General features: G+C 70.3%; 8 protein-coding genes. 6 read left to right on the forward strand and 2 right to left on the reverse strand.

The window, feature by feature from the left end; genetic code table 11:
* Positions 1–7: 7 nt before the first annotated feature.
* Genes EDD92_RS33715 through EDD92_RS33735 form a run of 5 tightly spaced genes read left to right on the forward strand, consistent with a single transcriptional unit; the run spans position 8 to position 7,768 of the window.
* The gene (locus EDD92_RS33715; RefSeq protein WP_123967799.1) at positions 8–2,215 is read left to right on the forward strand and encodes a sialidase family protein; all 2,208 of its coding nucleotides are present in this window, start codon (positions 8–10) and stop codon (positions 2,213–2,215) included.
* The gene (locus EDD92_RS33720; RefSeq protein WP_123967800.1) at positions 2,215–4,185 is read left to right on the forward strand and encodes a beta-galactosidase; all 1,971 of its coding nucleotides are present in this window, start codon (positions 2,215–2,217) and stop codon (positions 4,183–4,185) included. The genes EDD92_RS33715 and EDD92_RS33720 overlap by 1 nt, the downstream gene beginning before the upstream one ends.
* Positions 4,182–6,401 (forward strand): glycoside hydrolase family 95 protein, encoded by a 2,220-nt coding sequence (locus EDD92_RS33725; protein WP_260326912.1) that lies wholly within the window; start codon positions 4,182–4,184, stop codon positions 6,399–6,401. The genes EDD92_RS33720 and EDD92_RS33725 overlap by 4 nt, the downstream gene beginning before the upstream one ends.
* 39 nt (positions 6,402–6,440) lie before the next feature.
* The gene (locus EDD92_RS33730; protein WP_123967801.1) at positions 6,441–7,154 is read left to right on the forward strand and encodes a GH12 family glycosyl hydrolase domain-containing protein; all 714 of its coding nucleotides are present in this window, start codon (positions 6,441–6,443) and stop codon (positions 7,152–7,154) included.
* Positions 7,155–7,189: 35 nt separating this feature from the next.
* Positions 7,190–7,768, forward strand: coding sequence for a chorismate mutase (locus EDD92_RS33735; protein WP_123970667.1), 579 nt, complete (start codon positions 7,190–7,192; stop codon positions 7,766–7,768).
* 98 nt (positions 7,769–7,866) lie between these two features.
* Here the strand turns inward: EDD92_RS33735 and EDD92_RS33740 are convergent, their stop codons facing one another.
* Positions 7,867–9,939, reverse strand: coding sequence for a TIM-barrel domain-containing protein (locus EDD92_RS33740; RefSeq protein ID WP_123967802.1), 2,073 nt, complete (start codon positions 9,937–9,939; stop codon positions 7,867–7,869).
* 55 nt (positions 9,940–9,994) lie between these two features.
* Entirely contained in the window at positions 9,995–11,011 is a 1,017-nt protein-coding gene (locus EDD92_RS33745) for a LacI family DNA-binding transcriptional regulator (protein WP_123967803.1), read from the reverse strand.
* Positions 11,012–11,359: 348 nt separating this feature from the next.
* Between EDD92_RS33745 and EDD92_RS33750 the strand changes: the two genes are divergently transcribed.
* Positions 11,360–13,303, forward strand: a complete 1,944-nt coding sequence (locus tag EDD92_RS33750; RefSeq protein WP_123967804.1) for an acyl-CoA dehydrogenase family protein — start codon at positions 11,360–11,362, stop codon at positions 13,301–13,303.
* Positions 13,304–13,330: the final 27 nt, after the last annotated feature.

Consider the following 13,330-nt stretch of genomic DNA (forward strand, 5'->3'; position numbering starts at 1 on the left):
GTATGTCATGCTCGCGTCCCGTCTGAGCCGCCGGGCCGTTCTTGCCGGGACCGCGGCCGCCGCTGGGCTTGCCGCTGTCCCCGCCATGCACGGGCGTGCGGAAGCCGCTGAGGCAGCCCCTGCCTACCGCTGGCGCAACGCCGTCATAGGCGGCACCGGATTCGTCACAGGCGTGCTCTTCCACCCCTTCGTGCGCGGGCTCGCCTACGCCCGTACCGACATCGGCGGCGCCTACCGCTGGGACGACCGGGCGGATCGCTGGGTCCCGTTGATCGACCACCTCGGCTGGGACGACTGGAATCTGCTCGGTGTCGAGGCGATGGCCGTCGACCCCGTGCACCCGAACCGGCTGTACCTCGCTCTCGGCACCTACGCCCAGTCCTGGGCAGGGAACGGGGCCGTCCTGCGCTCCGAGGACCGGGGTGCCACTTGGTCCCGTACCGACCTGACCGTGAAGCTCGGGGCCAACGAGGACGGGCGGGGTGCGGGGGAGCGGCTGCTCGTCGACCCGCGGGACAGTGACGTCCTGTGGTTGGGGACGCGGCACGACGGGCTGCTCAAGTCGGCCGATCGCGGCGCCACTTGGGCGTCGGTGAGCGGCTTCCCGGGGGTTCCGAGCGCGAGCGGGCAGGGTGTCACCCTGCTCGTCGCCGCCGGGCGTGCCGTGTATGCCGGCTGGGGCGACTCCGACGGCAGCACCCCGAACCTCTACCGCACCCTCGACGGGAGCACATGGGAAGCCGTGCCCGGCACGCCCACCGGAACCTCCGCCAAGGTCCCGATCCGCGCCGCGTACGACTGCCTCACCCGCGAGCTGTACGTGACGTACGCCAACGCGCCCGGGCCCAACGGGCAGTCCGACGGCAGTGTGCACAAGCTGGCCGTCGGCAGCAGGAAGTGGACCGAGGTCACCCCGGTGAAGCCGGGCGGCACCACGAGCGACGGCTCCGCCGACACCTTCGGCTACGGCGGTGTCGCCGTCGACGCCCGCCGCCCCGGCACCGTCGTCGTCTCCACCAACAACCGGTGGGCGGACATCGACACCCTCTACCGGACCACCGACGGCGGCCGTACCTGGACGTCCCTCAAGGACGCTGCTGTCTTCGACGTGTCCGAAACTCCTTTCCTCAAGTGGGGTGCCGACAAGCCCAAGTTCGGGTGGTGGATCCAGGCCGTGGGCATCGACCCGTACGACTCCCGGCATGTCCTTTACGGCACCGGCGCCACGCTCTACGGCACGCGCGACCTCACCCACTGGGCCCCGCAGATCCGCGGGCTGGAGGAGACGTCCGTGCGGCAGCTGGTGTCGCCCCCGGTCGGGGAGGCACACCTGCTGAGCGGGTCCGGCGACATCGGCGTGATGTACCACGAGCGGCTCACCGCCTCGCCCTCGCGCGGCATGGCGTCGAACCCCGTCTTCGGGTCGGCGACGGGACTCGCGCAGGCCGCGGGCAGGCCGCAGTACGTCGTGCGCACCGGTTGGGGCGACCACGGCAACGGCGCATACTCGAACGACGGCGGGCGGACCTGGGCGCCCTTCGCGGCCCAGCCCTCCATCGCCCACGACGCACCGGGGCCCATCGCCATCAACGCCGACGGCAGCGTGCTCCTGTGGTCCTTCGTGCACTGGGACGGCACGAAGTACGCGGCCCACCGCTCGGCGGACAACGGCGCCACCTGGACCGAGATCTCCTCCTTCCCGAAGGGCGCCACGCCGGTCGCCGACCCGGCCGACCCGACGCTCTTCTACGCGTACGACACCGACACAGGAACGCTACTTGCCAGCACTGACAGTGGCCTCACGTTCACGAAGCGTGCGAGCGGACTGCCCTCCGGTGACGGCCAGTTCAAGCTGGTCGCGGCGCCGGGCAGATCCGGTGATCTGTGGCTGAGTACCAAGGGGTACGGGCTCCACCGGTCCACCGACGGAGGCGCCCGGTTCTCGAAGGTCGACAGTTGCTCGGCCTCGTACACCCTCGGCTTCGGCAAGGCGGCCGGCGGCGCCGGCTACCCGGCGATCTACCAGGTCGGGGCCATCGGCACGATCACCGCCGTCTACCGCTCCGACGACGGCGCGAAGAGCTGGGTACGGATCAACGACGACCGCCACCAGTGGGGGTACATCGGCGACGTCATCGTCGGCGACCCGCGGATCCACGGTCGCGTCTACCTCGCCACCAACGGGCGCGGGATCCAGTACGGGGAGCCCGTCTGATGCCCGCGCTGAGCGACGCCACCCGCGGCCGCATCCTCTTCGGCGGCGACTACAACCCCGAGCAGTGGCCCGAGGAGACCTGGACCGAGGACGTACGGCTCATGCGCGAAGCCGGCGTCAACTCCGTCACCCTCGGTGTCTTCTCCTGGGCCAGGCTCGAACCCCGGCCGGGGGAGCGGGAGTTCGGCTGGCTCGACCGGCTGATGGACCTCATGCACGCGGGCGGCATCGGTGTCGTGCTCGCCACCCCCACCTCCTCGCCGCCACCCTGGCTCGGCCGGCTGCACCCCGAGACCCTGCCCCGCGACGAGGACGGCCGCACCGAATGGTGGGGTGGCCGCCAGCACTTCTCACACTCCAGCGCCGCCTACCGCCGCTACGCCGCCGCCATCACCGAGGACCTCGCCGCCCGCTACGGCGGCCACCCCGCCCTCACCATGTGGCACATCAACAACGAGTACTGCACCTACGACTGGGGCGACGAGGCCGCCGCCCGCTTCCGCCGCTGGCTGCAGACGAAGTACGGCACCCTCGACGCCCTCAACTCCGCCTGGGGCACGGCCTTCTGGAGCCAGGGCTACGGCGACTGGGCCGAGGTCCTGCCGCCCCGCCACGCCCACTATCTGAAGAACCCGGGCCAGGTGCTGGACTTCAAACGGTTCACCTCCGACATGCTCCTGGAGTGCTACATCGCCGAGCGCGACATCGTCCGCCGGCACAGCCCCTCCCACATCCCGGTCACCACCAATTTCATGCCGCTGTGGGCCGGACAGGACGCCTGGCGGTGGGCGGAGGAGGAGGACGTCGTCTCCGTCGACATCTATCCCGACCCGCGCGATCCCTTCGGTGCGCAGGCGGGTGCCCTCGTCCAGGACATGACCCGTTCGCAGGCCCGCGGCCCCTGGATGCTGATGGAGCAGGCGGCGGGCCCGGTCAACTGGCGCGGCGTCAACCACCCCAAGCCGCGCGGCCTCAACCGCCTGTGGTCCCTCCAGGCCGTGGCCCGCGGCGCCGACGCCGTCTGCTACTTCCAGTGGCGCCAGTCCCGGCAGGGCGCGGAGAAGTTCCACTCCGGGATGGTCAGCCATGCGGGGGTGCAGGGGCGTACGTACCAGGAGGTCAGGCAGCTCGGCGCCGAACTCGCCCGGATCAGCGGGGAAGTGACGGACAGTCACAGCCGCAGTGACATCGCGATCCTGCACGACTGGCACTCCTGGTGGGCCGGCGCCCACGAGGGACGGCTCTCGACGCAGGTCGACTACACCCAGGTCCTGACCACCTGGCACCGCGCCCTGTGGCAGGCCCACCTCACCACCGACTTCGCCCACCCCGAACACGACCTCACCGCCTACAAGCTCGTCGTGGTCCCCCAGCTGTACGCCCTCACGGACGCGGCGGTCGACAACCTCCTCGCTTACGTCAACGGCGGCGGCACCCTCCTCTGCGGTTTCCTGACCGGTGTCGCCGACGAGGACGACCGGGTGCGCCCCGGCGGCATGGACCCCCGCCTGCGCGAGCTGTTCGGCATCCGCACGCTGCACGAGTGGTGGCCGCTGGAGGCGGACGAGACCGCCGAGACCGACGGCTTCCGCGGGACCCTGTGGTCGGAGGAGATCGAGACCGCCGAGGACGCCTCGGTCGAGGCCAGGTACAAGGGCGGCGAGCTCGACGGCATGCCCGCCGTGCTGCGCAAGGGCCGCGCCTGGTACGTCTCCACGCTCCCCGAGCCGCAGGCACTGCGCGTCCTGCTGGCCCAGATCGCGGCCGACGCGGACGCCCGCCCCGTCCTCGACGGCCTCCCCGACCGGGTGGAGGCGGTCCGCCGAGGCGACCTGCTCTTCGTGCTCAACCACGGCCGGGAGTCGGTCACCGTGCAGGTGCCGGGCACCCACGTCGACCTGCTGACGGACGCGACCGTCGAGGGCGAGGTCACCCTCGGCCGGTACGGCGTGATGGTGTTGCGCCCATGAACAATTCCATGAACAACCCCCTGAACATCGTCCACGGAACCTGGGAACCCCTCCCCGCCGCCCGCTGGGAGGACGGCTTCCTGAGCGGCAACGGCCACCACGGCGCACTTGTGTTCGGTGAACCGAACGACGAACGGGTCGTCGCCACCCACCACACCCTCGTCCGCCCCAACGGCGGCGAGAGCGCCCGTCCGCCCCGCCTCGCCGACCGACTGCCGCTCCTCCAGGACCAGCTGCTCGCGGGCGAGCTGCATGCCGCCGAGACCTTCACCGACGGACGCGACCTGCAGTGGGTCCAGCCCTTCCATCCCGCCTTCCAGGTACGGCTGCGCAGACCGTCCGGCGAGGAGCCGCGCCGCTACCGCCGCTCCGTCGACTTCACCACCGGCGTGGTGAAGGCGGTCTGCGAGGGCTGGAGCAGCCGGGTCTTCGTGTCCCGCGCCGACGACGTGATCGTCCAGCACATCACGGCAGCCGACCTCGACATCGCCCTGGACCACCGCCTCCCGGGAGCACCCCCGGGCCTCGCCGTCGGCGACGGCGCGGTCCTCACCCCCGAGGGTGCCCTGCTCACCCTGCGCGTCCGCTACCCCGGCAGCGACACGGCGTACACCGGGGTGACGCTCGTCGTGGTCACGGGCGGCCCTACGACGCTCACGCCCCCCGGTGCACGGGTCGCGGGCGCGGAGTCGGTCCTGTTGCTGACCAGGGTGCTGCGGCACACCGGCGAGCTGGACACGGCACCCCACGCCCGCGCCCTGCGCGAACTGCTGCCGGCCGGCGAGGACCCGTACACCCTCCTCCTGGACCGCCACACCGCCCTGCACCGCACCGCCTACGAGCGCGTCACCCTCGACCTGGACGCCGACCCCGCGGAGCGCGCCCTGCCCGGCTCGGAGTTGCTGGAGCACCCCGACAGCACGGCCCTCCTGGAGCGCCTCTTCTCCGCAGGCCGCTACCACCTGCTCTCCGCGAGCGGACTGCTCCCGCCCCGCCTGGTCGGCCTGTGGACCGGCGACTGGGACACCGCATGGTCGGGCGCATTCACCAACGACGCCAACCTCAACCTCCAGACCGCGTCCGCAGCGGCCGCCGCACTCCCCGAAGTCACGCAAGCCCATGCCTCCCTGATTCAGCGTCAGCTGACCGACTGGGCCGAGAACGCCCGCGCGGTCTTCGGGGCCCGCGGCATCGTCGCCCCCGCCCACACCGACGGCGAGTCCGGGCTGACGTACCACTTCAACCGCGAATACCCCCTGCACCTGTGGACGGCGGGCGCCGACTGGCTGCTCAAACCGCTGGTCGACCACGACGAGACGATCGGCGCCCGGGATCCCCGCACCGCCCACGCACTCGCCCAAGTCGCCCTTTTCTACGAGGACTTCCTCGACCGGACCGACGACGACGGCCGCCTGGTCGTCGTGCCCTCCTACTCGCCCGAGAACCGTCCCGCGAACGCCAGTTGGGGCGCCATCAACGCGGCCATGGACCTCTCGGCCGCCCGGCATGCGCTGCTGACGGCGGCCGAATACCACGCGGGCACCCCCCAGGCCGACCGCTGGCGTGCCCTGGCCGACCGGCTTCCGCCCCACCGGATCAACGCCGACGGCGCCCTGGCCGAATGGGCCTGGCCCGGCCTGGACGACACCTACGACCACCGTCACCTCAGCCACCTCTACGGCGTCTGGCCGCTCGACGAGATCAACCCGTACGACACCCCGGACCTCGCGGCGGCCGCCCACCGGGCCCTCGAGCTGCGCGGCGCCGAGAACGACTCCGCGCACGGCCATCTGCACCACGCCCTGATCGCCGCCCGGCTGCGCGACGGCCAACGGGTCGCCCACGCCCTCGGCCAGGTCCTAAAGGGCGACTTCTTCCACAACTCCCTGATGAGCGCCCACTACCCGAACCGCCACGTCTACAACGCGGACGCCGCCCACACCCTGCCCGCCGTGCTGATCGAGATGCTCGTGCAGTCGACCCCGGACCGCCTGGTCCTGCTGCCCGCGCTCCCGACGGCGTACCCCACGGGCCGACTCCTCGGCGTCCGCACCCGGTTCGGGGCGGAGCTCGACCTCACCTGGAACCCGCAAGAAGCGACTGCGGTGCTGCGCCCCACCCGTACGCACCGCGTCGAACTCAGGACTTCCTCCGGCACGCGACCGCTCGACCTCGTCGCCGGAGAAGACCGCGTCCTTGCTCTGGGGACGTGGTAACTCCCCCCGCATTTCCCCCCCACCCATGGAAGGGACACCATGGCAAAGAGCATTGTGTACAAGGCCACCATGGCCGTGCTGGCCCCGGCGATGGCCATAGGCGCCACCGTCGGCCTCGCGTCCGCCCCCGCCTCAGCCGCAGTCTGGAGCTCCTGCGACCAGTGGGCCAACACCAGCCTGAACGGCTACACGCTCTACAACAACATCTGGGGCTCCGGCGCCGGCAGCCAGTGCATCTGGGCCAACTCCGGCACCAACTGGGGTGTCTGGGCCAACCACCCCAACACCGGCGGCATCAAGTCCTACCCCAACTCCGACAAGGTGATCAACAAGTCGATCACCTCACTCGGTTCGCTCTCCAGCAGCTACAACGTCACCGTCCCGTCGTCCGGCGCGTACGAGACGGCGTACGACATCTGGGACACCAACCACAAGTACGAGATCATGCTCTGGATGAACAAGACCGGAGCCGTCGGCCCGCTCGGCACCTCGCAGGGCAACGCCACGCTGGGCGGTCACACCTGGACCGTCTACAAGGGCAACAACGGCTCCAACGACGTGTTCTCGTTCGTCCGCACGTCCAACTCCAGCGCCGGCACCGTCGACGTCCTGCCGATCCTGAAGTGGATCAAGGACACCAAGGGCTGGTTCGGCAACGTGACCATCGGCGACTTCCAGTTCGGCTTCGAGATCACGTCGTCGTCCGGTGGCCTGAACTTCACCGTCAACAGCGAGAGCGTCAGCAGCAGTTGAAGTTGATGTGATCGGGGTGAGGTTTCATGGTCCCCATGCAGATCCTCACCCCCCTCCGCGCCACGCTGACGGCCGCTGCCGCAGTACTCGCCATACCGGGCACCGCGGCAGCGGCTCCCACCTCCCCCTTGTCCTCCCCCCTGCACCCGGTTGCCTCCCTCGCCGCCGAACGCCTCGCCACCGCCGACCTGGTGGCAGCTGCGAAGTGGGGCACCGACAGCCCCATCGACGACCCCGCTCGCGAGCAGGTGGTCCTCGACAACGTCGCCGCTCAGGCGAAGCAGATCGGCGCCGACCCCGACGAGGTCCGCCGCATCTTCCGCGACCAGATCGAGGCCAACAAGGACGTCCAGCGCTCCCTTTACGCCCGCTGGACCGCCCACCCCGACCAGGCCCCGACCACCAGGCCCGACCTGAACGTGGTCCGCCAGACCATCAACCGCATCAACACGGACCTGGTCCAGTCCCTCGCTGACACGACACCGGAGCGCGCGGCCCTGACCTGCCGCCCGGAACTCACCGTGGCCGTAATCGAGGTCCACCACGAAAAGCACCCGGACCTGCTCCACACCAAGGCCCTGGTGCGCTCCTTGGAGTCTGTCTGCCGCAACTGAGCGAGGCAGGTCGCTTCACCGTGCGGTTCTGCCGCGCCCCTAAAGGGGCGCGGGGAACTGCGTGACCAGCCACGACGGCGCAGCAGTCGACCACCGACCTAGAGCGGCACATCCTGCGGAGCAATAGGCAGCTGCGCACCGTCCCGAAGGAACAGCGGAATCCGCTCCAACGGCGCATCGACCGTCACAGCCGCCCCGCCCTCATACGTCTCTCCCGTCCACGCATCGGTCCACGCGGCCCCCGCCGGAAGATAGGTGGTCCGGGCGCTCGCGCCAGCCGTAAGCACCGGGGCAACCAGCAGATCCCGCCCAAAGAGATAGGCATCGTCGACCGCCCAGGCCCCCTGATCCTCCGGAAACTCCAGGAACAGCGGCCGCATCACCGGCAGCCCCTCCTCGTGCGCCTCCCGCATGACGTCCAGGACGTACGGCTTCAGCCGCTCCCGCAGCCGCAGATACCGCTCCAGGATCGCGCCGGCCTCCTCGCCGTACGACCACACCTCGTTCGGACCCCCGGTCATCTCCGGACCCAGCGGCATCCCCGGGTCGCGGAAGCCGTGCAGCCGCATCAGCGGCGACAGCGCGCCGAACTGGAACCAGCGCACCATGACCTCGCGGTACGCCGGGTCGTCCGGGTCGCCGCCGTGGAAGCCGCCGATGTCGGTGTTCCACCAAGGGATGCCGGACAACGCGGTGTTGAGCCCGGCCGCGATCTGGCGGCGCAGGGTCGGGAAGTCGGTGCCGATGTCGCCGGACCACAGGGCGGCGCCGTAGCGCTGACTGCCCGCCCAGGCCGAGCGGTTGAGGGTGATGACCTCCTCGCCCTCGGCGCGCAGGCCCTCGTAGAAGGTGCGGGAGTTCTCGGCGGGGTAGCTGTTCCCGACCTCCAGGCCGGGGCCCGCCCAGTAGCGCAGGTTCTCCTGGAAGCTCGGCTTGAGCTCGGGCTCGCAGGCGTCCAGCCAGAAGGCCGTGATGCCGTACGGCTCCAGGTAGTTCTCCTTCACGCGCGACCACACGAACTCACGGGCTTCCGGATTCGTGGCGTCGTAGAACGCGACCTGGACGGTGGAGGCGACCTGCTTGTCGGGCCAGTCGGCGTGGGCCATCGGGCCGTACTGGGTGCCGATGAAGTAGCCGCGCTGCTCCATCACCGGGTGGTTCTCGCTCAGCGGCGACACGGACGGCCACACGCTCACCACCAGCTTGATGCCGAGTTCCTCCAGCTCGCGCACCATCGCCGCGGGGTCCGGCCACTCGGCGGGGTCGAACTTCCACTCGCCCAGGTGCGTCCAGTGGAAGAAGTCGCACACGATGGCCGAGACGGGCAGGCCCCGGCGCCTGTACTCCCGTGCCACCGCGAGGAGTTCTTCCTGTGTGCGGTAGCGCAGCTTGCACTGCCAGAAGCCGGCCGCCCACTCCGGCAGCATCGGCGTACGACCGGTGACCGCGCTGTAGCGGCGTTGGCCGTCGGCCGGGGTGCCCGCGGTGATCCAGTAGTCGATCTGACGGGCGGAGTCGGCGACCCACCGGGTGCCGTTCTGTGCCAGCTCCACGCGGCCGATGGCCGGGTTGTTCCACAGCAGGGTGTAGCCGCGGCTGGAGGAGAGCACCGGGATGCCGACCTCGGCGTTGCGCTGGACCAGGTCGAGGACCAGGCCCTTCTGGTCGAGGCGGCCGTGCTGGTGCTGGCCGAGGCCGTACAGCTTCTCGTCGTCGTAGGCGGCGAAGCGCTGCTCCAGACGGTGGTGGCCGTTGCCGACGGCCGTGTACAGGCGGGAGCCCGGCCACCAGAAGTGGGCGCGTTCCTCGGCCAGCACCTCGCGGCCGTCGTCCGTGCGCAGGAAGCGGATCAGGCCCTCGGCGCTCACCTCCACGGTGAGGGCGCCGACGGTCAACTGCCCTTCCCCGTCACCGACCTTGATGCTGCTCTCGGTGGCCGGCGCCTCGTCCAGCAGGGCGCCCGGCAGTCCTTCGAGGATCGGGCCGCCGAGCCGCGCGCGCACCCGGACCGCGTCCGGGCCCCACGGCTCGATACGGAGGGTCTCCTGACGGCCGCTCCACTCCAGCGCGCCGTCCCGCTCCCGGAAGGTGCCGACGGTGGGTGACGACTGGGCGAGGCTGACCTGGGGCTCGGCCCCGGTCTGTGGCTGGTTTTCGGCAGACTGGTTCACGAAGGGTGCTCCCGAAAGACATAAGGGTGCCCGGGAAGGGCACGGAAGAGCGGGATCAGGAAGTACCGGAAGGTGCAGGGCCCGTGCTCGCCCGCACCGTCAGCTCCGGGGCGATCAGCACGACTTCGTCCTTGCCCCGGCCGTCGAGCTTGGCGACCAGACGCTCCACGGCGTGCCGGCCCATCTCCTGCGCGGGGATGGCGACGGACGTCAGCCGCACCGAGGCCTGCACGGCGACCTGGTCCGGGCAGACCGCGACCACCGACACGTCCTCGGGCACGGCACGGCCCTGCTGGCGGAGCAGGGCGAGCAGCGGCTCGACCGCCGACTCGTTCTGCACGACGAAGCCGGTGGTGCCCGGCCGCTCGTCGAGAATGCGGGCGAGGGTCACGGCCATCGCGTCGTACCCGCCCTCGCACGGCCGGTGCAGCAGCCGTACGCCCAGCTCCTGGGCGCGTGACCGCAGTCCGTCGAGGGTGCGCTCGGCGAAGCCCGTGTGTCGCTCGTAGACGGCGGGGGCCTCTCCTATGACAGCGATGTCGCGGTGGCCGAGCATCGCCAGGTGCTCCACACACAGCGCGCCGGTCGCCTTGAAGTCGAGGTCGACGCAGGTCAGTCCGGAGGTGTCGGCGGGGAGGCCGATGAGGACCGACGGCTGGTCGGTTCCGCGCAGCAACGGCAGCCGTTCGTCGTCGAGTTCGACGTCCATCAGGATCATCGCGTCGGCGAGCCCGCTGCCGGTGACCCGGCGCACCGCGTCCGGGCCCTCCTCGCCGGTCAGCAGCAGGACGTCGTACCCGTGCGTCCGGGCCGTGGTGGCGACCGCGATGGCGATCTCCATCATCACCGGTACGTACATGTCGGTGCGCAGTGGGACCATCAGCGCGATGATGTTCGACCTGCTGCTGGCCAGGGCCCGCGCGCCCGCGTTCGGGTGGTAGCCGAGCTCGCGGATGGACTGCTCGACCCGCAGCCGGGTGGTCGTGGAGATGGACCGCTTGCCGCTGAGGACATAGCTCACCGTGCTCGCCGAGACTCCGGCGTGCTGGGCGACCTCGGCGAGGGTGACCATCCAGCTCTCCAAGCGGTGTGAAGCGCTTCGACAGTGCGCATTGCGAACAGGGGCGGGTGAGAGTGGTTCGACACTAGCTCTAGCGAGGGTAGGTGTCCATAGGTTGTCGAAGCGCTTCGACAGCTTTTCTCGTACGAGGGGGCGGCTCCTCCCGTACGAGGGTGACGGGTCTTCCTGTACGAGGGTGACGGCTCGTCTCGTACGAGGATGCACCCGCCCGCGTACCTCTTCAGCTGAACGGCTGCACAAAGGGTGGTGGCCTCGCCCCGAATCGGGTACATACGATCGGGTAGCACCCGTCGGTAACCAAACTGGACCAAGATCCCGATTCGCGGCGAGGTGGCCCTCATGTCCGCAGCACCCGCACCCTCTTCCCGACGCCCCACCGTCACCGAACGCGAGGCCCGCCAGGTGGCGGAGGCGGCCCGTGAACAGGACTGGCGCAAGCCGAGCTTCGCCAAGGAACTCTTCCTCGGCCGCTTCCGCCTCGACCTCATCCACCCGCACCCCACCCCGTCCACCGAGGAGGTGCAGCGCGGCGAGCAGTTCCTCACCAAGCTCCGCGACTTCTGCGAGACCAAGGTGGACGGCGCGCTGATCGAACGCGAGGCCCGGATCCCCGACGAGGTCGTCAACGGCCTCAAGGAACTCGGCGCCCTCGGCATGAAGATCGACACCAAGTACGGTGGCCTCGGCCTCACCCAGGTGTACTACAACAAGGCGCTGGCGCTGGCGGGCTCGGCCTGCCCGGCGATCGGCGTACTGCTGTCGGCGCACCAGTCGATCGGCGTACCGCAGCCGCTGAAGCTGTTCGGCACGCAGGAGCAGAAGGAGCAGTTCCTGCCCCGGTGTGCCCGCACCGACATCAGCGCCTTCCTGCTCACCGAGCCGGACGTGGGCTCCGACCCGGCCCGCCTCGCGACCAGCGCGGTGCCCGACGGGGACGACTACGTCCTCGACGGGGTGAAGCTGTGGACCACCAACGGCGTGGTCGCCGACCTGCTGGTCGTCATGGCCCGCGTGCCCAAGAGCGAGGGCCACAAGGGCGGCATCACCGCCTTCGTCGTGGAGACCAACTCGCCGGGCATCACCGTCGAGAACCGCAACGCCTTCATGGGCCTGCGGGGCATCGAGAACGGCGTCACCCGCTTCCACCAGGTCCGCGTCCCGGCGGCCAACCGGATCGGCCCGGAGGGTGCGGGCCTGAAGATCGCACTCACCACCCTCAACACCGGCCGGCTCTCGCTCCCCGCGTCCTGCGTGGCCGCCGGCAAGTGGTGCCTGAAGATCGCCCGCGAGTGGTCGGCGGCCCGCGAGCAGTGGGGCAAGCCGATCGCCCACCACGAGGCCGTCGGCTCGAAGATCTCGTTCATCGCGGCGACCACCTTCGCCCTGGAGGCCGTACTCGACCTCTCCTCGCAGATGGCGGACGAGGACCGCAACGACATCCGCATCGAGGGCGCCCTGGCCAAGCTCTTCTCCTCGGAGATGGCCTGGCTCATCGCCGACGAACTCGTCCAGATCCGCGGCGGCCGCGGCTTCGAGACGGCCGCCTCCCTCGCCGCCCGCGGCGAGAAGGCGGTCCCGGCCGAACAGGTCCTGCGCGACCTGCGCATCAACCGCATCTTCGAGGGCTCCACCGAGATCATGCACCTGCTGATCGCGCGCGAGGCCGTCGACGCCCACCTGTCGGTCGCCGGCGACCTGATCGACCCCGAGAAGTCCCTCCAGGACAAGGCCAAGGCAGGCGCCAACGCGGGCGTCTTCTACGCCAAGTGGCTCCCGAAACTGGTCGCGGGACCGGGCCAGCTCCCCGTCTCCTACGGCCAGTTCAAGCACGGCGTGGACCTCTCCCCGCACCTGCGCTACGTGGAACGGCACGCCCGCAAGCTGGCCCGCTCCACCTTCTACGCCATGTCCCGCTGGCAGGGAAAGATGGAGACCAAGCAGGGCTTCCTCGGCCGGATCGTCGACATCGGCGCCGAACTGTTCGCGATGAGCGCGGCCTGCGTACGGGCCGAACTCCTGCGCAGCCAGGGCGACCACGGCCGTGAGGCCTACCAGCTCGCCGACGTCTTCTGCCGCCAGTCCCGCATCCGCGTCGAGGAACTCTTCGGCCGCCTGTGGAGCAACACCGACGACATCGACCGCAAGCTGGTCAAGGGCATCATGTCGGGCACGTACGAGTGGCTGGAGGACGGCATCGTCGACCCGTCGGGCGAGGGCCCGTGGATCGCCGCGGCGGACCCCGGAGCCTCGGCGAAGGAGAACCTGCACCGCCCGATCCGGTGAGAGTTGCCAGGGTGTCCTCTCGCCGAG

The sequence above is a fragment of the Streptomyces sp. TLI_185 genome (assembly GCF_003814765.1).
Classification (GTDB): domain Bacteria; phylum Actinomycetota; class Actinomycetes; order Streptomycetales; family Streptomycetaceae; genus Streptomyces.

Coding starts and splice junctions, on each gene's coding strand:
- EDD92_RS33715 (WP_123967799.1), top strand. CDS start 8: ATGCTCGCGTCCCGTCTGAGCCGCCGGGCCGTTCTTGCCGGGACCGCG.
- EDD92_RS33720 (WP_123967800.1), top strand. CDS start 2,215: ATGCCCGCGCTGAGCGACGCCACCCGCGGCCGCATCCTCTTCGGCGGC.
- EDD92_RS33725 (WP_260326912.1), top strand. CDS start 4,182: ATGAACAATTCCATGAACAACCCCCTGAACATCGTCCACGGAACCTGG.
- EDD92_RS33730 (WP_123967801.1), top strand. CDS start 6,441: ATGGCAAAGAGCATTGTGTACAAGGCCACCATGGCCGTGCTGGCCCCG.
- EDD92_RS33735 (WP_123970667.1), top strand. CDS start 7,190: ATGCAGATCCTCACCCCCCTCCGCGCCACGCTGACGGCCGCTGCCGCA.
- EDD92_RS33745 (WP_123967803.1), bottom strand. CDS start 11,011: ATGGTCACCCTCGCCGAGGTCGCCCAGCACGCCGGAGTCTCGGCGAGC.
- EDD92_RS33750 (WP_123967804.1), top strand. CDS start 11,360: ATGTCCGCAGCACCCGCACCCTCTTCCCGACGCCCCACCGTCACCGAA.